The following is an 18,361-nucleotide window of genomic DNA, read 5'->3' as shown; positions in this document are numbered from 1 at the left end:
GTCAGGCGGCGGCCAGCGCGGCGCGGAAGCGCGCGATCCAGGCCGCGATCTCCTCCGGCCGCGTCTTCAGCGCCGTGCGGTTCACGATGAGGCGCGAGGTGACCTTGGCGATCACCTCCGTCTCCACGAGGCCGTTGGCCTTCAGCGTGGAGCCCGTCTGCACCAGGTCTACGATGACGCGGGAGAGTCCGAGCGAGGGCGCCAGCTCCATCGCGCCGTTCAGGTGCACGATCTCGGCCTGCACGCCCCGCGCCGAGAAGTGGCGGCGCGCGATGTTGGGATACTTGGTCGCGACCGCGATGCGCGACCAACGCGAGGGATCGTCCTGCCCCGCCGTCGCCGCCTGCTCGGCCACCGAGACGCGGCAGCGGCCGATGCCGAGGTCGAGCGGCGCGTAGATCTGGTCGGTCTCGTATTCCATCAGCACGTCGGCGCCGCAGACGCCGATATGCGCCGCGCCATGCGCCACGAAGGCGGCCACGTCGAAGGGCCGCACGCGGATGACGTCGAGCGAGGGCTCGTTGGTCTCGAAGCGCAGCCGGCGGCTGTCCTCGTCCTCGAAGTCGGCCGCGGGCGTGATGCCGACGCGGGCGAGGACGGGCCTCAGCTCGGAGAGGATGCGGCCCTTGGGCAGGGCCATGACGAGGCCGGTGGTCGCATCGGCCTCGCTGAGGGGCAGGGGCAGGTCCATCAGCTGGCCAGCCTTTCGATCTTCGCCCCCACGGCGGCGAGCTTCTGCTCGACATGCTCGTAGCCGCGGTCGAGGTGGTAGACGCGGTTGACGATGGTCTCGCCCTCGGCGGCGAGGCCCGCGAGGATGAGGCTCACCGAGGCGCGCAGGTCGGTGGCCATCACGGGCGCGCCGGAGAGCCTCGGCACGCCGCGGACGATGGCTGACGTGCCGTGGAAGTTGATGCGGGCCCCCATGCGCATGAGCTCGGGCACGTGCATGAAGCGGTTCTCGAAGATGGTCTCGGTGATCATCGAGGCGCCCTCGGCGACGGTCATGAGGGCCATGAACTGAGCCTGCATGTCGGTCGCGAAGCCGGGGAAGGGCTCGGTCATCACGTCGGCGCCGCGCAGGCCGTTGAGGCGGCTGACGGTGAGGCCGGTGTTGGTCTCGGCCACGTCCACGCCGCTGTCGCGCAGCACGCGGGCGACGGCGCCCAGGTGCTCCAGCCGCGCGCCGGCCAGGTGCAGGGTCCCGCCGGTGATGGCGGCGGCGCAGGCATAGGTGCCGGCCTCGATGCGGTCGGGCACGATGGGGTGCGTCGCCGGATGCAGCGAGGCGCCGCCCTCGATGCGGAGCGTGCCGGTGCCGATGCCCTCGATCCGCGCGCCCATGCGCATGAGGCACATGGCGAGGTCGGTGATCTCGGGCTCCTGGGCGGCGTTGACCAGCTCGGTCTCGCCCTCGGCCAGGCAGGCGGCCATGAGCAGGTTCTCGGTCGCGCCGACGCTGACCTGCGGGAAGATGATCTTCGCCCCGCGCAGCTTGCCCTGGGGGGCGCGGGCCTCGATGTAGCCCGAGGTGATCTCGACCTCGGCGCCGAGCTGCTCCAGGCCCTTGAGGTGCAGGTCCACCGGGCGCGTGCCGATGGCGCAGCCGCCGGGCAGCGAGACGCGGGCCTGGCCGTAGCGGGCGAGCAGGGGGCCGAGGACGAGCACCGAGGCGCGCATCTTGCGGACGATGTCGTAGGGGGCTTCGAGGCTGGTCGCCGCGCCCGACAGCGTCAGGGTCCGGGCCGTCCTGTCATGCTCGACGGACAGCCCGTGCTGCACCAGCAGTTGGCGCATGGTGGCGATGTCGGCGAGGTCGGGCGCGTTGGTCAGGACCAGCGGCCCGTCGGCCAGCAGGGCGGCGGCCATCAGCGGCAGGGTGGCGTTCTTGGCGCCGGAGATGGGGACCGTGCCGTTGAGCGGCTGGCCGCCCCTGATCCGGATCCGGTCCATCAAAGCTTCGGCAGGGCGACGCCCCGCTGCCCCATGTATTTGCCCGCGCGGTCCGCGTAGCTGACTTCCGGCGCGCTCTCGCCCTTCAGGAAGAGAAACTGGCAGATCCCCTCATTGGCATAGACCTTGGCCGGCAGCGGCGTGGTGTTGCTGATCTCGATGGTCACCTGGCCCTCCCATTCGGGCTCCAGCGGGGTGACGTTCACGATGAGGCCGCAGCGCGCATAGGTGGACTTGCCGAGGCAGATCACCAGCACGTCGCGCGGGATCCTGAAGACCTCGACCGTATGGGTCAGCACGAAGGAATTGGGCGGGATGATGCAGACCGGCCCCTGGCGGGTGACGAACCCCGTCTCGGAGAAGGATTTCGGGTCGACGATGGCGTTGTCGACATTGGTGAAGACCTTGAAGACATCCGCCGAGCGCGCGTCGTAGCCGTAGGAGGACAGGCCGAAGGAGATCACCCCCTCGCGCTTCTGGGCCTCGACGAAGGGCGAGATCATGCCGTGCTCCGTCGCCATGCGGCGGATCCAATGGTCGGGCATGATGGGCATCAGGGGTCCTTCCGGCTCGCGGGGTCCTCGCGGTGGGCCGGTCTAGCCTCTTCGGCCGTGTCGCGTCCATCGGCCGGGCCGGGAAGCTGATCCGCGCGGGCTTCCTGACGGCCGCGCGCCTGCGCCTTGCGCCTGCGGAGATTGACCCGCAGGGCGGCGGCCAGCCGGGCCTCGCGGTCGTCGGTCACATCCATCCCCTCGCGGTTGCGCAGGGTCTTGTTAGGGCATGATCGCTGCCGGCGGAATCGCCGGAAGCGCGGATCATTCGCTCAAAGGCCCTGGCGCCGGACGGCACCGCCACAGCGGAGCTTTCGGAGCAAAGCCCCCCTCACATCCCTCAGTCGGCGTAGTCCGGCTGCGTCTTGTCCAGCACCCGCTTCAGCGCCGCGAAGTGATACTCCGGCCCGCTCATCGCCATGGTCGGATCCTTCCAGCCGGCCTGCTCGCGCATCTTCTCCAGCACCTCCTCCTTCACGAAGCGGCGGCGCTGGCCCGTCCACAGGGTGAACATCTGCGTGCGGCAGGCGCGCTCGAGGTAGTAGAGCCGGTGATAGGCCTGGGCGACGTTCTTGCCCGTCACCACCACGCCGTGATTGGCCAGCATCAGGATCGGCTTGCCGTCCATCAGCGCGGCCATGCGCTCGCCCTCCTCGTGCTCATGGGCGAAGCCGTTGTAGTCGTAGTCGTAGGCGATGCGCCCGTTGAACTGCAGCGCGCTCTGGCCCGTCATCTCGATGGTCATGTCCTCGAGCTGCGAGATGGCGGTGACATAGGGCATGTGGGTGTGCAGCACGCATTCGACGCCGGCGATCTCGTGGATCGGCGTGTGGATGCAGATGGCGCTGCGGTCCGCCGGGCCTTCGCCGTCCACCACCGTTCCGTCGTAGTCGATCTCGATGAGGTTGCTCGCCGTCACCTCCGCCCAGTGCAGGCCGTAGCGGTTGAGGTAGTAGCGCCGGGGCCGGCCCGGCACCGCGAGGGTGAAGTGGTTGTCGATCGCCTCGTGGAAGTCGTGCACCACGGCGATGCGATGCGCGGCCGCCATGTCGATGCGGGCCTGCCGGCGCTCGGCCTCCAGGAGGTCGGCGGGGGCGTGGGTGATCGTGTCCATGGGCAGCTCCATCTGGCGCGCGAGGTCCGGGGGCGCGGCTTCGGGCGGTGGGTGGCGCCCATCAACCCATGCGCGGGCCCGGAACGCAATCCGCAATCCCGCCCGATCGCCGCGATTCCCGGGCCAGTGGGGGGCGGCGGCCTTGCCCATCTATCCGCGCAGGGGCCAGCGCCCCAGCATGTCGTGCCGCCGCTGGCCCACATGGCTGTGGATGAAGGCGAATTCGCGGGCCTCCAGCGGGACGGGGCCGACCTCCAGCTCGCGCCCGAGGTCGCGGTCCCAGCTCATGGTGACATGCGGCGTGCCGAAGCCATGCGGCCGCGCATGGAGCCCGGAGGCGCCCACCGCCAGGCTGATCCGGCGCTGCAGGGCGGCGAAGGGCTCGCTGGCGCCGCGCCCCGCCAGGACAAGCGGCTTGGCGGGCCGGCGATTGCGGAAGCTGAGAACCCGGTCGAGCTCGAGGGTGAACGGCGCGGCGGCGACGCTCGCGGCGGCGCCCCGGGCGCGGTCGACCAGATCCGGCCGCGGCGGCTCGTCGCAGGAGGCGACCGGGAAGAGCGTGAGATGCAGCTGCTCCGGCGTGACCGGCGGCGACCGCAGGCCGAAGGTCCGTCGCAGGTCCGAGGTCATGGCCGCGATGGTGCCCCGTGCCGCCTCGTCCAGCCTGAGCGCGAAGAAGAGGTTGTGGCGGTGCGGGCGCGGCGGCTCGGGCGCGGCTTCGAGGCCGGCGAGCCAGAGTTGCCCGGGAATCCGCAGCTGCCGGCTGGACATGCTCGCTCGCCTCCACTCTTCTGGGGGAACCTTCATGACGAATGTTCATGATATGTTCTGGAGGGGGTATAAGCCGCGCCGGCCGCCGCTGTCCACCCGGCCCCCGGCCGAAGCGCCTTTCAGAAGGCGTAGCGCAGCAGCCTGCCAACCTTCCCTAGCCCCGGGAAGATCCGGACGGCCAGCGCCGCCCAGCGCGCCGGCGCGGACATCCGCGCGAGCTGCGCCGAATCCCAGGCGGCGGGATCATAGGCGCCCAGCTCCTCCGCCAGCCGCAGCCGCGGGATCGCCCGCTCGAGCTCGCGCGGCTCCTCCAGCGCCCAATGCAGCCGCGCCCCCGTTGGGCGGATCGCGGGGTGGTTCCGGATCGCCCAGAGGCCGATCCGGCTATAGGCGTCGAAGGCCAGCTCGCCGCCGGCCAGATGCGCCGTGAGCCGGTCGAGCAGCGGCACCACCTCCTCGGCCGCCACATAGGGCAGCAGCCCCTCGGCGAGGACGAGCGTCGGCCGGTCGGCGGGGATGCCGGCGATCCAGCCCGGATCGGTCACGGCGGCGCCGATCAGCGTGACGCCCTCTCGCGCGGGGTAGAGGCGGCGGCGCAGCGCGATCACCTCCGGATAGTCCAGGTCGAACCAGCGCACGCCCGCACCCGGATCGAGCCGGAACACCCGGCTGTCCAGCCCGCAGCCGAGATGCAGCACCGTCGCCTCGGGATGGCGCGCGAGGAAGCCGCGGGCCCAGCGGTCGAGCAGATGGCCGCGCAGCGCGAGGCCGACCATCAGGTCCCGGTCGACGTCCAGCCGCGCGAAGTCGTAGTCGATCCGGGCGACGGCCTCGGCCGCCCAATGGTCGTGCAGCAGCGAGTCGGGCAGCCGGCTCTCCTCGGCCCGGGCGGCCAGGGTGACGAGGAGGGTCTCCTTCTCGCCGGTCAGGGCGATGCGTTCGGTGTCCATGGTGCGGCCATATGGGGCGGGAGACCAATCCCGAAGGATTTTTCGGCGACTCTGTGGAAGCCGGTGTGCCTTCGTGCGCCAGGGCCCATGACCGGCCTGGAATCGGTGGCCCTGATGCTATATGACCATCTCCATGGTCATGGGGCGCCCGAGATGAATCCCGTCAGCCTAGCCGATGCCAAGACGCATCTGAGCGAGTTGGTCGACCGCGTCGAGGCGGGCGATTCCATCGACATCACCCGCCGCGGCAAGCCGGTCGCGCGGCTGACGGCCGCTGCGGCGGCGCGCAAGCCGGTCGATGCGGCGCGCCTGCGCGCGCTCACCGCCGTGATGCCCTTGCAGGCCCTGGAGGCCGCGGAGCTGGTGCGGTCCATGCGGGACGACGACCGCTACTGATGATTTATCTGGACACGTCGCTGATCGTCGCGGCGCTGTGCCCGGAGGCCGCGACGGCACGGGTGCAGCGGTGGCTGGCCGAGCAGGATCCGCGGGATCTCGCCATCAGCGAATGGACGATCACCGAGCTCTCCTCCGCCCTGGCGATCAAGTTGCGGACCGGACAGCTAACGCTGGAGCAGCGGGCGGCGGCGCTGGCCATGTTCCGGGAGCTGGTGGCGGAGAGCTTCACGATCCTGCCCGTGACGGGGCGGCATCTCCGGATGGCGGCGGGCTTCGTGGACCAGCATGCGCTGGGCCTGCGGGCGGGGGATGCGCTGCATCTGGCCGTCGCGGCCGAGCATGGGGCGGTGGTGTGGACGTTGGATCGGCGGTTGGTTGAGGTGGGACCGGTGTTGGGGGTGCCGACGCGACTGGCCTGATGATAGCATAATTGAGCACGTCGCCCGCGATGGTAACAAACTTAATGTTCGCCCGGATCTGATATTTGTTTTACTATTTCAATATTACATTTTCATTTTTTTGGATTCCTATAATCCGATATTGTCCGGAATGGGTGCTGAAAATATAGGATCATTCTTATTATCTATTGAATAAATGATAATATCTAACAATGCCTTTTTTCCAAAATATACATGGTCGAAGAATTCTGCCGTAAATTCAGCGATTTTTCCATCGCTTTCTTTAATGTGATCGTTATTCGGTATATAACCATCAACTATGTAGAATACCATGTAAAATATTGCATAAGATAATGTTCTTTCGGAGAAAGGTGATGTCTGTCCAACAAAACCTAACGTAAATGGACTTTCGGGATCTCTGTCAATGAGGCCGGGGAGCATAGCCATCTGTGAGGCACCCAAACTGGGATGGATGGCCATTCCCAAAATGCCCTCTTCTTGCTTAAGATATTCCGCAAATTTCCTATAGGAGGCGGTCCAATATCCTGCCTTAACTTGGAGTGAACTTTATCGCGAATTTTGCCCTTTGAAACATATTTATGCCAAAATAAATTCGAAGAATATTCATCAACTGTACGATCAAATTCGAGTAGCGCTTCATCATTTCTTGAAATTAATAAAGCTACATCTAGATTCTCGACAAGAACTCGCAGTAATTGCTTAGCCTGAACGTCAAGGCCGATAGTGACAAGTTGCCTGATGGACATTATCTGAGCAACTATGTTTCCGATTAGGCAGGAAAGTATTTTATGTCGAATAGTATTCTCGTCAGAATCTACTTTCAAAAGAAAAATTAATAAAACCGATAAATTTGCAAACCAAGCCCCGCATTGGTCAAATATAAGAAGCCAATTACTTAAAGTTGACTGAAGTCCTTCTTTATTATTATGTTCGCCAATTTCTAATAGGGCCGACATGTTGAGTCCAGGTGGTTTTTCGCCATCCTTTGCCCCAGCAAGCTTCCATGCTTCCTGAATGGTATGTTTCACATTTAGAGCCATCTCACTCATATTGTGAATGGTATCGGATTTTTACTCCCACTCAATCGTCCCCGGCGGCTTGCTCGTAATATCATAAGTCACCCGGTTCACCCCCCGAACCTCGTTCACGATCCTATTCGCCACCCGCCCCAGGAAGCCCATGTCGAACGGATAAAACTCCGCCGTCATCCCATCCGTGCTGGTGACGGCGCGCAGTGCGCAGGCCATGTCATAGGTCCGCCCATCCCCCATCACGCCCACGGTCCGCACCGGCAGCAGCACCGCAAACGCCTGCCAGATCGCGTCGTAGAGCCCGGCATTACGGATCTCCTCCAGGTAGACCGTGTCCACCTTCCGCAGCAGATCCGCCTTCTCCCGCGTCACCTCGCCGGGGATGCGGATCGCCAATCCAGGCCCGGGGAAGGGGTGCCGCCCCACGATCTCCTCGGGCATGCCGAGCTCGCGTCCCAGCACCCGCACCTCGTCCTTAAACAGCTCGCGCAGCGGCTCCACCAGCTTCATCCGCATGCCTTCCGGCAGCCCGCCCACATTGTGGTGGCTCTTGATCGTCACCGAAGGCCCGCCCGTCGCCGAGACGCTCTCGATCACGTCCGGATACAGCGTCCCCTGCGCCAGGAAGTCCGCCCCGCCGAGCTTGTTCTGCTCCTCCTCGAAGACCTCGATGAACAGCCGCCCGATGATCTTGCGCTTCTGCTCCGGATCCGTGACGCCCGAGAGCTGTCCCAGGAACAGGTCGCTCGCGTCGCGATGCACCAGGGTGATGTTGAAGCGGTCGCGGAAGGTCTTCACCACCTGCTCGCTCTCGCCGGCGCGCATCAGCCCGTGGTCCACGTAGATGCAGGTGAGCTGGTCGCCGACCGCCTCGTGCAGCAGCACCGCCGCCACCGAGGAATCCACGCCGCCCGAGAGCCCGCAGATCACGCGCCCCTGGCCGACCTGGGCGCGGATGCGGGCGATGGCCTCGGCGCGGAAGCCGGCCATGGTCCAGTCGCCCGTGCAGCCGCAGACGCCGTGGGTGAAGTTCTTCAGCAGCGCCGCGCCGTGCGGGGTGTGCACCACCTCGGGGTGGAACATGGTGCCGTAGTAGTGGCGGGATTCGTCGGCGATGAGCGCGAAGGGCGCGCCCTCGGATTCGGCCACGACCCGGAAGCCGGCCGGCAGCACGGTGATGCGGTCGCCATGCGACATCCACACCGTCTCCTTGTTGCCCTTGGCCCATAGCCCCTGGGTCAGCGCACACTCACCGGTGACGGTGACGACCGCGCGGCCGAACTCCGCGGCATGCCCGCCCTCGACCGTGCCGCCGAGCTGCGCGGCCAGGGTCTGCTGCCCGTAGCAGATGCCCAGGATGGGCAGTCCCATGTCGAAGACCTCGGCCGGCGCGCGGGGCGATTCGCCCTCGGTGACGGAGGCGGGGCCGCCGGAGAAGATGATGCCCCGGGGGGAGAAGGCCCGGATGCGCTCGGGGGCGGCGGCGTTGTAGGGCCAGACTTCGCAATAGACGCCGGTCTCGCGGAGGCGGCGCGCGATGAGCTGCGTCACCTGGCTGCCGAAATCGAGGATCAGGATTCGGTCGTGCTGGGTCATGCGCGCTTGAAAAGGCGAATCAGCGCCGGGTCAAGCGCGCGTTGCGCCATCCGACCTTGCGTCCAGCGCTCAGCGGGTGCCCGAGGCGTCGCTGCGCAGGCAGGCGTTCAGGGTCACGAAGGATTTCCGCCGCTCGCTGAGCCGGGCACAGCGCTGCCGGAGGCCGGCGGGCTTGGCGGACCAGAGCGAGGCGGCGATCGCCTTGGCCTGGGTCTCGGCCTCCAGGCATTCGGGGCGGGGCGGGGCCTCGCGGTCGCCGGCGCGGCGGGCGGCCTCGGTGCAGCTGAGGACCGGGTCGTAGGCCGGGATGGCATCGGCGGAGAGCGCGGGCCGCGGCAGCAGGGCGGCGGCGAAAAGGCCGGCGAGCAGGATACGGGCGGTCACTCCAGGGGCTCCTGTCTTCGGGTCTGACGGCGGGGTCCAAGATAGCTGATGCATTCCGGCGAACCAGCTCCGGCAGCGGCAAAGAAATCCCGGACGAGGTGAGCGGCCCATGAGCCTATCGCGGCAGCTTGGTGGTGGCCGTCGCGGTCAGCAGGGTGTGGATGGGGTCCCAGGCATAGGCGAGCTGGGTGGTCTTCTCCCGGGCGAAGAGCATCTCCTCGCGCGCCACCAGCCGGGCGCCGAGCCGCTCGTAGAACCAGCGGGAGGGGTTGTGCTCCAGCACCCAGGCGAAGGCCGATTGCGCGCCGAGCGAGGCGAGGTGCGAGGCCATGGCGCGCATCAGCCGCCGGCCGATGCCGCGCTCGTGGAAGTCGTCGAGCAGATAGAGCGTCTCCACCTCGCCCTCGGCGATGGAGGGACGGCGCGAGAGCCCGCCGGTGATGAAGCCCACCACGCCGCCGCCGGGGATCTCCAGGTTGTCGGCCACGGCCACGAAGGCCGCGTGGCCGCCGCGGCGCTCGGTCATGCCGCGCTCATAGCCCAGCGTCTCGCGCGCGGCGGAGAGCGAGCTCAGATAGTCGTCGGGCAGGACGCCGGCATAGGTGCTGCGCCAGCAGGCCACATGGACCCGGCCCAAGGCGGGGGCATCGCCCGATCTGGCGCGTCGGATGGTGACCATCGCACCCGGGCCTCAGGCCTGCCGTTCCAGGACGGCGCAGAAGAAGCCGTCCGTGCCATGGGCGGCGGGGGAGAGCAGCAGATGGGCGCCGTCCATGGGGGGCGGGTCGGCCAGGCCGGCCGCCGGCCACGCCGTGCCGAGCCGGATCGCCCGGAACTCCGGATGGGCCTCCAGGAACTGCTCAACCTGCAATTCGTCCTCCTCGGGCAGCAGCGAACACGTCGCGTAAACGAGCCTACCGCCAGGACGAACGAGATGGGAAGAAGTTACGAGAATTTCACTTTGCTTCTTCCGCAGTTCGGCGAGGTCCTCGGGCCCGGTGCGCGAGCGGGCATCGGGGTTGCGGCGCCAGGTGCCGGTGCCGGTGCAGGGGGCGTCCACCAGCACGCGGTCGAACTGGCCGGCGCGGCGCTTCACCCAGCGGTCGCCCGCCTCGAGCAGATGCGTCTCGGCATTGTGGACGCCGGCCCGGCGCAGGCGCTTGGTGGCGCCTTCCAGCCGCGGCGCCGAGACGTCGCAGGCGGTGACGCGGCCCTGGTTGTTCATGGTGGCCGCCATGGCCAGCGTCTTGCCCGCCGCCCCCGCGCAGTAGTCGGCCACCCGCATGCCCGGGGCGGCGCCGACGAGCGCGGCGATGAGCTGGCTGCCCTCGTCCTGCACCTCGATCAGGCCCGACTTGTAGGCCGCGGTCCCGGTGATGGGCGTGCGGCCCGCCAGCCGCAGGCCCCAGGGGGAGTGGGGCGTCGTCTCGGAGGCCAGGCCCTCGCTCCGCAGCTGGCGCTGCGCCTCCTCGCGCGTGCCCTTGAGGAGGTTCACGCGCAGGTCGAGCGGGGCATTGGCCTCCATCGCGGCCGCCTCGGCCTCCAGCCGGTCGCCGAAGCGCGCGGCGAGGCCGGGCAGGGCCCATCCGGGCAGGTTGAGCCGGGCGGAATCCGGCATCTCCTTGCCCATCAGCGGCTTGCCCACGAGCCGGTCGGCCACGCCCATCTCGCCCGCGTCCAGCGGGCCGGCAGAATAGCGGCCGGCGTCGAACAGCTTCTGCGCCTCGCCCGGCTTCCGCTTCTCGACGAGAAGGAGGTAGGCCAGCGCCAGCAGCCGCGGCGTCAGCCGCGCGCCGGTCTGCGCGACCCACCATTCCAGCCGCAGCCGCTGCCGCACGATGCCCCAGACGAGGTCCGACACCGCGCGCCGGTCGCTGCCGCCGATATAGCGGCGGGCGCGGAAGAACTCGGCGCCGATCGCGTCGGCGGGGCGGCGCGGCTGGTCGAAGACCGCATGCAGCAGGTCGATCGCGGCGGCGAGCCGCCCTTCGGGGGTCAATTCAGCAGCTCCGGGAGGCTTGTGAGATCGGGCAGGCTGGGCACGCCCAGATCCGCCAGCCCGTATTCGTCGGGCGCCGCCATGCGGTTCACCCGGACGCAGCGGAAGCCGGCGGCATGGGCGGCCTGGCTGTCCCAGGGATTGGCCGAGACGAACATCATCCGCCGCGCCGGCAGGCCCAGCCGCCGCTCGGCCAGGGCATAGACGCGGGCATCCGGCTTGAAGACGCCGACCGCCTCGACCGAGAGCAGCGCATCGATCTGGGTGGAGAGCCCGGCATTCCCGAAGGCATCGGCCAGCATCATCGGGGAGCCGTTGGAGAGGACCGCCGTCTGCACGCCCCTGGCGCGGACGGCGCGCAGCATCGCGGGCACCTCGGGATAGGGGGAGAGCAGTCGATAGGCGTCCAGCAGATCGGCGAAGAGGCCCTCGTCCGCGATGCCGTGGCGCGCGCAGACGAAGCGCAGCGCATCCGCCGTGCAGGTCCAGAAGTCGCGGTGCCTGGAGGGGCCGGTGAGGCTGCGCACCCAGGCGTATTCGAGCTGCTTCTGCCGCCATTCCCGCGAGACGGCCTCGGCGGCCTCGCCCAGCCGGGCGGCATGGCGCGCGACCGCGGAATGCACGTCGAGCAGCGTGCCATAGGCATCGAAGACCACCACCTCGACCTCGCGCCCCGGCTTTTGCCGCAGACGCCAGGGTTCAGAGGCTGTCTGGGAACTCATACGGGTCGGCTCAGCGGGTCTTTTCCGCGCCCGGTGCGTTGCCGGACTTGCCGATGCAACCGGCATCGGCGGCGCCCGGCGCCTTCCAGACACAAAAAATGCCTCGCTGAGCCTTTGCCGTAAGAGCTCCCAGACAGCCTCTCCAGGTCGTCAGCCATCGTGGCGGTAGTTCGGCGCCTCGCGCGTCACGGCGACGTCGTGCACATGGCTCTCGCGCAGGCCGGCCCCAGTAATGCGGCGGAAGCGGGCGTTCTTCTGCAGGTCCGTGATGGTGGCGCTGCCCGTGTAGCCCATGGCGGCTTTGAGCCCGCCCACCAGCTGGTGGATTACATTGCCCACCGGGCCCTTGTAGCCGACGCGGCCCTCCACGCCCTCGGGCACCAGCTTGAGCTGGTCGCGCACCTCGGCCTGGAAGTAGCGGTCGGCCGAGCCGCGCGCCATGGCGCCGAGCGAGCCCATGCCGCGATACGACTTGTAGGAGCGGCCCTGGTAGAGGAAGACCTCGCCCGGCGCCTCGTCGGTGCCGGCGAAGAGGCTGCCCATCATCACGCATTCGGCGCCGGCCGCGATGGCCTTGGCGATGTCGCCCGAGCTGCGGATGCCGCCATCGGCGATCGCCGGCACGCCGGCCTCGCGCGAGGCGGCGGCGCATTCCATCACCGCGGTCAGCTGCGGCACGCCCACGCCGGCCACGATGCGCGTGGTGCAGATGGAGCCCGGCCCGATGCCGATCTTCACCGCATCCGCACCCGCCTGGATCAGCGCCAGCGCGCCCTCGGGCGTCGCCACGTTGCCGGCGATGATCTGCACCGTGTTGGACAGCCGCTTGATGCGCTCGATCGCCGCCAGCACGCCGCCGGAATGGCCATGCGCGGTGTCGACCACGATCACGTCGGCCTCGGCCTCGACCAGCGCCTCGGCGCGCTTGAGCCCGTCCTCGCCGACGCCCGTGGCGCCCGCCGCGCGCAGCCGGCCCAGCGGGTCCTTCACGGCATGAGGATGCGCCTCGGACTTGTCCATGTCCTTGACAGTGATGAGACCGACGCAGCGGCCCTGCTCGTCCACCACCAGCAGCTTCTCCAGCCGGCGCTTGTGCAGCAGCGTGCGCGCCTGCTCGGCGGTGACGTTCTGCGGCGCGGTGACGAGGTTCTCGCGCGTCATGAGCTCGTAGACGCGCTGGTTCGGGTCGGTCGCGAAGCGCATGTCGCGGTTGGTGATGATGCCCACCAGCCGGCCCGAGCCGGGCTCCACCACGGGGAAGCCGCTGATGCGGTGGCGCGCCTTGAGCTCCAGGATCTCGGCCAGCGTCTGGTCCGGATTCACCATCACCGGATTGACCACCATGCCGCTCTCGAAGCGCTTCACCTGGCGGATCTGCTCGGCCTGCTCGGCGGCGGTCATGTTCTTGTGGACGACGCCGATGCCGCCCCGCTGGGCCATGGCGATGGCCATCGGCGCCTCGGTCACGGTGTCCATCGCGGCGGCGATGAGCGGGATGTGGAGCGAGATCTCGCGGGTGAGGCGCGAGCGCGTGTCCGTCTGGCCTGGCAGCACGGTCGAATAGGCCGGCAGCAGCAGGACATCGTCGAAGGCATAGGCCTCGGCGATGCGAATCGGTTCAGCGAAATCGAGGGCTGCCATGGGCGGGGACCTTTCGGGCGGTCAAACGACCTTGGCGTGCGTCCTTAACCTCGCAAGGGGATGCCGTCCAGCGAGGAGATGGTGAAGACGGCGCGTTCCTCCCCTGCGTCAGGCGCGCGACCCGTGCGGAAGCCCCATCAGGCAGGGCTTCTCACGGCCAGACAGGCAGGCCATCCAGCCCCGCGGTCTCCGGCAGGCCGCAGATCAGGTTCGCATTCTGCACGGCCTGGCCGGCCGCTCCCTTGCCGAGATTGTCGACCACGCCCATCGCGATCACCAGGTTGCGCTCCGGGTCGGCCGCATAGCTGACGAAGGCGAGGTTCGAGCCGGTGGCCCATTTGGTCTGCGGCGGCGTGTCGGTCACGCGGACGAAGGCCCGCCCGGCGTAGAAGTTCCGCGCCGCGTCCAGGCACTGGCCCGTGGTGACGCGGCCACGGCAGTAGATCGTGGCGAGCACGCCACGGGTCATCGGCACCAGGTGCGGCGTGAACACCAGCCCGGCCGCGCTGCCGCCGCTCAGCCGCTCGATGGTCCTGGCCATCTCGGGCATGTGGGTGTGCTGGAGCAGGCCGTAGGGCACCAGGTTCTCGTTGCTCTCGGCGTAGCCGAACCGGCTGTCGGCGCCGCCCCGGCCGGCGCCGGAGATGCCGGTCTTGGCGTCGATCACGATGTGGCCGGGCTCGATCAGCTGATGGACCAGCAGCGGCGCCAGCGCGGTCAGCGTCGCCGCGGGGAAGCAGCCTGGGTTGGCCACGCGGGTATGGCCCTCGATCTGCTCTGGCCAGACGTCGGCCAGGCCGTAGGCCCAACCCTCGACGTAGCGATGGTCGCCGCCGATATCGACGATCTTCACCTGCTGGGGGACGCGCGCCAGCGCCTCGGCCGAGGCGCCCGTGGGCAGCGACGCGAAGAGCACGTCGAGCTTCGGCAGGGTCGCAGGGTCCCACTTCTCGATCACCAGCCCGGCCAGCCTGGCCGGCACACCGGGGAAGCGGTCCCCCAACCGGCTGCCGGCGCTGCCCTCGCCTGCGGCGTAGACGAGTTCGAAGGACGGGTGGCCCGTGATCAGGCGCATCGCCTCGCCGCCGCCAAAACCGCTGATTCCGACAATGCCGACGCGAATGCTCATGGGGGTGTCCTGCGGCTGGAGTGAGGGCAAAGAAAAACCCCCGAAGCCAGGGGCTGCGGGGGTTCGGAGATGCGGGCTGATGCCGCCTCGGGGGTGGACCGCTAGGGGGCGGATCTCACCGGGGGAGGGGCTTGTCTGCACGCAGCCACGAAAGCCGCCGCTGAGAAGCAGCGACGGCGTCGGTTCGCGGTGCGGAGGCGAAGGTCACCCATCGGCCAAACGGTACTGGCCCGCCCGAAGGTCGTCAACGAGGTTTGCAGCTGTGCTCCACCACCCCGTTGGTGCCGGAACCTAGGGGCGGAAGCCCTGGGCCACCACGTAGAGCTCGCTGCTCTCCTTGCGGCTGGCGGGCGGCTTGGCGTGCTGCACCTTGGTGAAGTGCTGCCGCAGGCGCTCCAGCATCTCCTTCTCCGAGCCGCCCTGGAACACCTTGGCCACGAATCCGCCGCCCGGCGCCAGCACCTTCACCGCGAAGTCGAGCGCGAGCGCCGCGAGGTCCATGATGCGCAGATGGTCGGTCGGCCCGTGGCCCGTGGTGTTGGGCGCCATGTCGGAGAGCACGAGATCCGCAGGCCCCCCCAGCGCCGCGAGGACCGCGGCCTCCGTCGCGTCGTCCTGGAAGTCGCCCTGCAGGATGGTGGCGCCGGGCAGCCCGTCCATCGGCAGCAGGTCCAGCGCGACGACCTGGCCCCGCTCGTCCAGCGCCCGCAGCACGACCTGCGTCCAGCCGCCCGGCGCGGCGCCGAGGTCGACCACGCGCTGCCCGGGCTTGAGCAGCTTGAAGCGCTCGTTCAGCTCGGTGAGCTTGAAGGCGGCGCGGCTGCGATAGCCGGCCTGCTGCGCGGCCTTCACATAGGGATCGTTGAGCTGCCGCGAGAGCCAGCGCTGGCTCGCATTGCTGCGGCCGCGCGCGGTCTTGAGATTGGAATGGGTGCTGCGCGGCCCGCCGACGGGGCCGCCGCCGCCGGATCGGCTGGGTGATTTGGCCATGGGCGCCGGTTTACGCGCGCCAGGCGCCCCGGTCACCCCGCATCAGGCGCATGAGCATCCCCTCGCGCAGGCCGCGATCGGCCACCGTCAGCTCGCCCACCGGCCAGAGCTTGCGGATTGCCGCATAGACCGCGCAGCCCGGCAGCACGAAATCGGCCCGCTCCGGCCCGATGCAGGGATGCGCGGAAAGCCCGACGCGGCCCATGGCGAAGAGCTGCGTCATGGCGTCGTCGGCCGCCTCGGAGGCGAGGCGGGTGCCGTCCACCAGCTGCCGACGGTATTTGGGCAGGTCCATCACGACGCCAGCCAGGGTCGTGACCGTGCCGGAGGTGCCGATGAGGCGCACGCCGCCGCGTCGGATCTCCTGGCCGATGCAGTGCAGCCGGTCGAAGCTCATCAGGCGGGCGTGGATGTCGTCCACCACCTCGCGGAAGCCGTGCGCGGAGAAGCAGTCGCCACCCTCGCGCTCGGCCAGGGTCACGACGCCGCAGGGGATGGAGAGATAGCCAATCAGCTCGGGGCGGGGGCCATTCTGGGTGGAGGCGGCGCGGATCCAGGCGATCTCGGTGCTGCCGCCGCCGATGTCGAAGAGGATGGCGCGGCGGTCCCCGGGCTCGAGGAGGGGGGCGCAGCTCTCCATCGCGAGCTCGGCCTCCTCGCGCGGGGAGATGATGCGCGGACGCAGCCCCGTCTCCTGCGCGGCGCGGGCCAGGAAAATGGGTCCGTTGGCGGCGCGGCGGCAGGCCTCGGTGGCGACGGCGGCCAGCCGGCGGACCGGGCGGCGGTGCAGCCGCTCGGCGCAGGCGGAGAGGGCGGAGATGGTGCGGTCCATGGCCGCGTCGGAGAGCGCGCCCGAGCCGGCCAGGCCCTCGCCGAGACGGACGATTCGCGAAAAGCTGTCGACCACGCGGAAGCCCTGGCGGGTGGGCGCGCCGATCAGCAGGCGGCAGTTGTTGGTGCCGAGATCCAACGCGGCGAAGAGCGCCGGCGGAGAGCCCTGATGGCCGTGGGAGGAGTGCAGAGCGGTCATCGGGGGCTGACTCGTTCGTGGTGCGTGGCAGTCATGATCGTGATGCGGGGCTGTCATCGCAAGCCTTTTTGCGGCCTTGGCAGGCCGGAAGGTCGATGCTATTGCCCCGGCCAGCCGAGCGGCGACGCTTGGGGGATAGTTTAACGGTAGAACTTCCGACTCTGACTCGGACAGTCTTGGTTCGAATCCAGGTCCCCCAGCCAGCTCGTTAAAGCCTTCGTGATCGCGGCCCTTTCTACCGGGGCTGCCTCACGGGGCGGCCCTTGGGCCAGACGCTCCCATTCGACTCCCCATGCGTGCCACCGCGGCGCGGGCAGGACTCCGGCCGAATCGCGCTCCGGGGCCCGCGCCGGCCTTCAGGCCAGCCTGCGGTCCAGCCAGTCGCGGAACTTGTACCAGTTGCCCACCATGGGCAGGAACCAGGGATTGCCGGTGTAGAAGGGCTTGGTGGGGAAGTCCTGGCCGTCGAAGGAGATGACGCGGTTCGCCTGGCCGAGGATCTTCTTGCCGATCTCGGCGCCGAGGTAGGAGAGCATCGCCACGCCAGAGCCGTTGCAGCCCAGCGCGTAGTGCAGGCCCTTCTCCGTCTGGCCCATATGCGGCAGGTAGTCGAAGGCGAAGGCGACGTTGCCGGTCCAGGCATGCGTGACGCGGGTGCCCTTCAGCTGCGGCCAGCGCTCCAGCATCATCGCATGCAGCAGCGGCGCCGAGACCTCCGGCGAGACCTGGGTGAACTTCGCGCGCCCGCCGAAGAGCACGCGCGTGCCGTCCGGCGACAGGCGATAGTAGCAGAGGATGCGCTTGCTGTCGGCCAGCGTGCGCTTCTTGGGGATCAGGCTCGCGGCGAGCTCCGGGTCCAGCACCTCGGTCGCGATGATATGCGAGGCGATCGGCATCAGCCGGCGCTTCAGGTCGGGCGTGATGCCGCCGGTGTAGCCGTTGGTGGCGATCACCACCTCGCGCGCCTCGATCGGGCCGCGGCTGGTCTCGACGCGCCAGCCGTCGGCAAGCTTCGTCAGCTTTCCCGCGCGGGTGTGGCCAACCAGCACCGCGCCGTAGCGCCGCGCCGCCTCCATCAGGCCCCAGTGATAGAGCGCCGGATGGATCTTGCCGGTCCGGTTGATGACCATGCCGCCGTAATAGTAGTCGGTGGCCATCTCCTCGCGCTGCCGCTCGCGCGGAACCATGTGGGCGTCGGCCCGGGCCAGCTCGTTGAGCTGGCCCATCTTGCCTTGCATGCCCACGTAGTGCTTGGGGGTGAAGGCGCCGATGAAGCGGCCGGTGCGCTCGTAGAAGCAGTCGATCTTCTCCCGCGCCACGATGCTCTCGATATGGTCCAGCCCCTCGATGGCATCGCCGATCATGGCCTTCACCAACTCGTCCGCGGTCTCGCCGGAGCGGCCCTTGGAGCCCGACAGCCCCTTGCCGATCGCATTGCCGCCGGAGACGCCGCCGCCGTTGCGCGTGGACGCGCCGAAGCCGAGCTTCTCAGCCTCCAGCACCACGGCTGTCGCGCCGCCGCGGCCGAGCTCGATCGCGCAGTTCAGCCCCGTGAGGCCGCCGCCGATAATCACCACGTCGGCGCGGGCGGGAAGCTCCTCCTGCGGCGGCTCCTCCGCCGGCAGCGCGTCCCACCAGTAGGGCGTCGACTTGAAGTCGGGATGGAAGATCGTGTCCATGTT

General features: G+C 68.7%; 20 protein-coding genes and 1 tRNA gene. 3 read left to right on the top strand and 18 right to left on the bottom strand.

The annotated features are described in order from the left end of the window. Window position 1: 1 nt before the first annotated feature. The 7 genes from hisG to EJV46_RS05735 form a co-directional block, all read right to left on the bottom strand. Window positions 2-691, bottom strand: coding sequence for an ATP phosphoribosyltransferase (gene hisG, locus EJV46_RS05765; RefSeq protein WP_131547614.1), 690 nt, complete (start codon window positions 689-691; stop codon window positions 2-4). Next, window positions 691-1,953 carry a UDP-N-acetylglucosamine 1-carboxyvinyltransferase gene (murA, locus tag EJV46_RS05760; RefSeq protein WP_131547613.1) on the bottom strand — a complete coding sequence of 421 codons (1,263 nt, stop codon included), beginning with the start codon at window positions 1,951-1,953 and terminating at the stop codon, window positions 691-693. The genes hisG and murA overlap by 1 nt, the downstream gene beginning before the upstream one ends. Beyond that, the gene (gene dcd / locus EJV46_RS05755) at window positions 1,953-2,507 is read right to left on the bottom strand and encodes a dCTP deaminase (RefSeq protein ID WP_131547612.1); all 555 of its coding nucleotides are present in this window, start codon (window positions 2,505-2,507) and stop codon (window positions 1,953-1,955) included. The genes murA and dcd overlap by 1 nt, the downstream gene beginning before the upstream one ends. Continuing rightward, window positions 2,507-2,695: a hypothetical protein gene (locus EJV46_RS05750; protein WP_165585272.1), complete on the bottom strand. Its 189-nt coding sequence runs from the start codon at window positions 2,693-2,695 to the stop codon at window positions 2,507-2,509. The genes dcd and EJV46_RS05750 overlap by 1 nt, the downstream gene beginning before the upstream one ends. Window positions 2,696-2,844: 149 nt before the next feature. Then, on the bottom strand, window positions 2,845-3,618 hold the full coding sequence (locus EJV46_RS05745; protein ID WP_165585356.1) for a class II aldolase/adducin family protein: 774 nt from the start codon (window positions 3,616-3,618) through the stop codon (window positions 2,845-2,847). 150 nt (window positions 3,619-3,768) lie between these two features. Continuing rightward, entirely contained in the window at window positions 3,769-4,389 is a 621-nt protein-coding gene (locus EJV46_RS05740) for a 2'-5' RNA ligase family protein (protein WP_165585355.1), read from the bottom strand. Window positions 4,390-4,508: 119 nt separating this feature from the next. Further along, window positions 4,509-5,339 (bottom strand): class I SAM-dependent methyltransferase, encoded by an 831-nt coding sequence (locus EJV46_RS05735; protein ID WP_131547608.1) that lies wholly within the window; start codon window positions 5,337-5,339, stop codon window positions 4,509-4,511. A gap of 114 nt (window positions 5,340-5,453) precedes the next feature. Between EJV46_RS05735 and EJV46_RS05730 the strand changes: the two genes are divergently transcribed. Next, window positions 5,454-5,735, top strand: coding sequence for a type II toxin-antitoxin system prevent-host-death family antitoxin (locus EJV46_RS05730; protein ID WP_240782415.1), 282 nt, complete (start codon window positions 5,454-5,456; stop codon window positions 5,733-5,735). Next, entirely contained in the window at window positions 5,732-6,157 is a 426-nt protein-coding gene (locus EJV46_RS05725) for a type II toxin-antitoxin system VapC family toxin (protein ID WP_206020741.1), read from the top strand. Before EJV46_RS05730 ends, EJV46_RS05725 begins: the two co-directional genes overlap by 4 nt. A 371-nt stretch (window positions 6,158-6,528) precedes the next feature. Here the strand turns inward: EJV46_RS05725 and EJV46_RS05720 are convergent, their stop codons facing one another. From EJV46_RS05720 to EJV46_RS05675, 10 genes are all read right to left on the bottom strand, one after another. After that, window positions 6,529-7,185, bottom strand: coding sequence for a hypothetical protein (locus tag EJV46_RS05720; protein ID WP_165585354.1), 657 nt, complete (start codon window positions 7,183-7,185; stop codon window positions 6,529-6,531). Window positions 7,186-7,227: 42 nt separating this feature from the next. Continuing rightward, window positions 7,228-8,784, bottom strand: coding sequence for a glutamine-hydrolyzing GMP synthase (gene guaA, locus EJV46_RS05715; protein WP_131547605.1), 1,557 nt, complete (start codon window positions 8,782-8,784; stop codon window positions 7,228-7,230). 69 nt (window positions 8,785-8,853) lie between these two features. After that, window positions 8,854-9,168, bottom strand: a complete 315-nt coding sequence (locus tag EJV46_RS05710; protein WP_131547604.1) for a hypothetical protein — start codon at window positions 9,166-9,168, stop codon at window positions 8,854-8,856. A 115-nt stretch (window positions 9,169-9,283) separates the two neighbouring features. Then, window positions 9,284-9,847 carry a GNAT family N-acetyltransferase gene (locus EJV46_RS05705; protein WP_131547603.1) on the bottom strand — a complete coding sequence of 188 codons (564 nt, stop codon included), beginning with the start codon at window positions 9,845-9,847 and terminating at the stop codon, window positions 9,284-9,286. A gap of 12 nt (window positions 9,848-9,859) precedes the next feature. After that, window positions 9,860-11,167, bottom strand: a complete 1,308-nt coding sequence (locus EJV46_RS05700; RefSeq protein ID WP_131547602.1) for an RsmB/NOP family class I SAM-dependent RNA methyltransferase — start codon at window positions 11,165-11,167, stop codon at window positions 9,860-9,862. Further along, window positions 11,164-11,889 carry a haloacid dehalogenase type II gene (locus EJV46_RS05695; protein ID WP_131547601.1) on the bottom strand — a complete coding sequence of 242 codons (726 nt, stop codon included), beginning with the start codon at window positions 11,887-11,889 and terminating at the stop codon, window positions 11,164-11,166. Before EJV46_RS05695 ends, EJV46_RS05700 begins: the two co-directional genes overlap by 4 nt. Before the next feature lie 150 nt (window positions 11,890-12,039). Continuing rightward, a complete protein-coding gene (guaB, locus tag EJV46_RS05690) occupies window positions 12,040-13,530 on the bottom strand; it encodes an IMP dehydrogenase (RefSeq protein ID WP_131547600.1) in 1,491 nt (496 codons plus the stop codon). Window positions 13,531-13,681: 151 nt separating this feature from the next. Continuing rightward, window positions 13,682-14,659 (bottom strand): N-acetyl-gamma-glutamyl-phosphate reductase, encoded by a 978-nt coding sequence (gene argC / locus EJV46_RS05685; RefSeq protein WP_131547599.1) that lies wholly within the window; start codon window positions 14,657-14,659, stop codon window positions 13,682-13,684. 291 nt (window positions 14,660-14,950) lie between these two features. After that, entirely contained in the window at window positions 14,951-15,649 is a 699-nt protein-coding gene (locus EJV46_RS05680) for an RlmE family RNA methyltransferase (protein ID WP_131547598.1), read from the bottom strand. A gap of 10 nt (window positions 15,650-15,659) precedes the next feature. Further along, window positions 15,660-16,679 (bottom strand): Ppx/GppA phosphatase family protein, encoded by a 1,020-nt coding sequence (locus EJV46_RS05675; protein WP_131547597.1) that lies wholly within the window; start codon window positions 16,677-16,679, stop codon window positions 15,660-15,662. 129 nt (window positions 16,680-16,808) lie between these two features. On the opposite strand from EJV46_RS05675, the gene EJV46_RS05670 reads away from it, so the two are divergent. Next, window positions 16,809-16,882: transfer RNA gene (locus EJV46_RS05670), tRNA-Gln, on the top strand. A 153-nt stretch (window positions 16,883-17,035) separates the two neighbouring features. Here the strand turns inward: EJV46_RS05670 and EJV46_RS05665 are convergent. Beyond that, window positions 17,036-18,358, bottom strand: coding sequence for an FAD-binding oxidoreductase (locus EJV46_RS05665; RefSeq protein WP_131547596.1), 1,323 nt, complete (start codon window positions 18,356-18,358; stop codon window positions 17,036-17,038). Between the last annotated feature and the right edge of the window lie 3 nt (window positions 18,359-18,361).

Origin of the sequence: Roseococcus sp. SYP-B2431 (assembly GCF_004336745.1) — a bacterium.
Taxonomy (GTDB): Bacteria; Pseudomonadota; Alphaproteobacteria; order Acetobacterales; family Acetobacteraceae; genus Roseococcus.
Note: the sequence above shows the minus strand (reverse complement) of the source record. Positions and strands in the feature narration are given on the sequence as shown.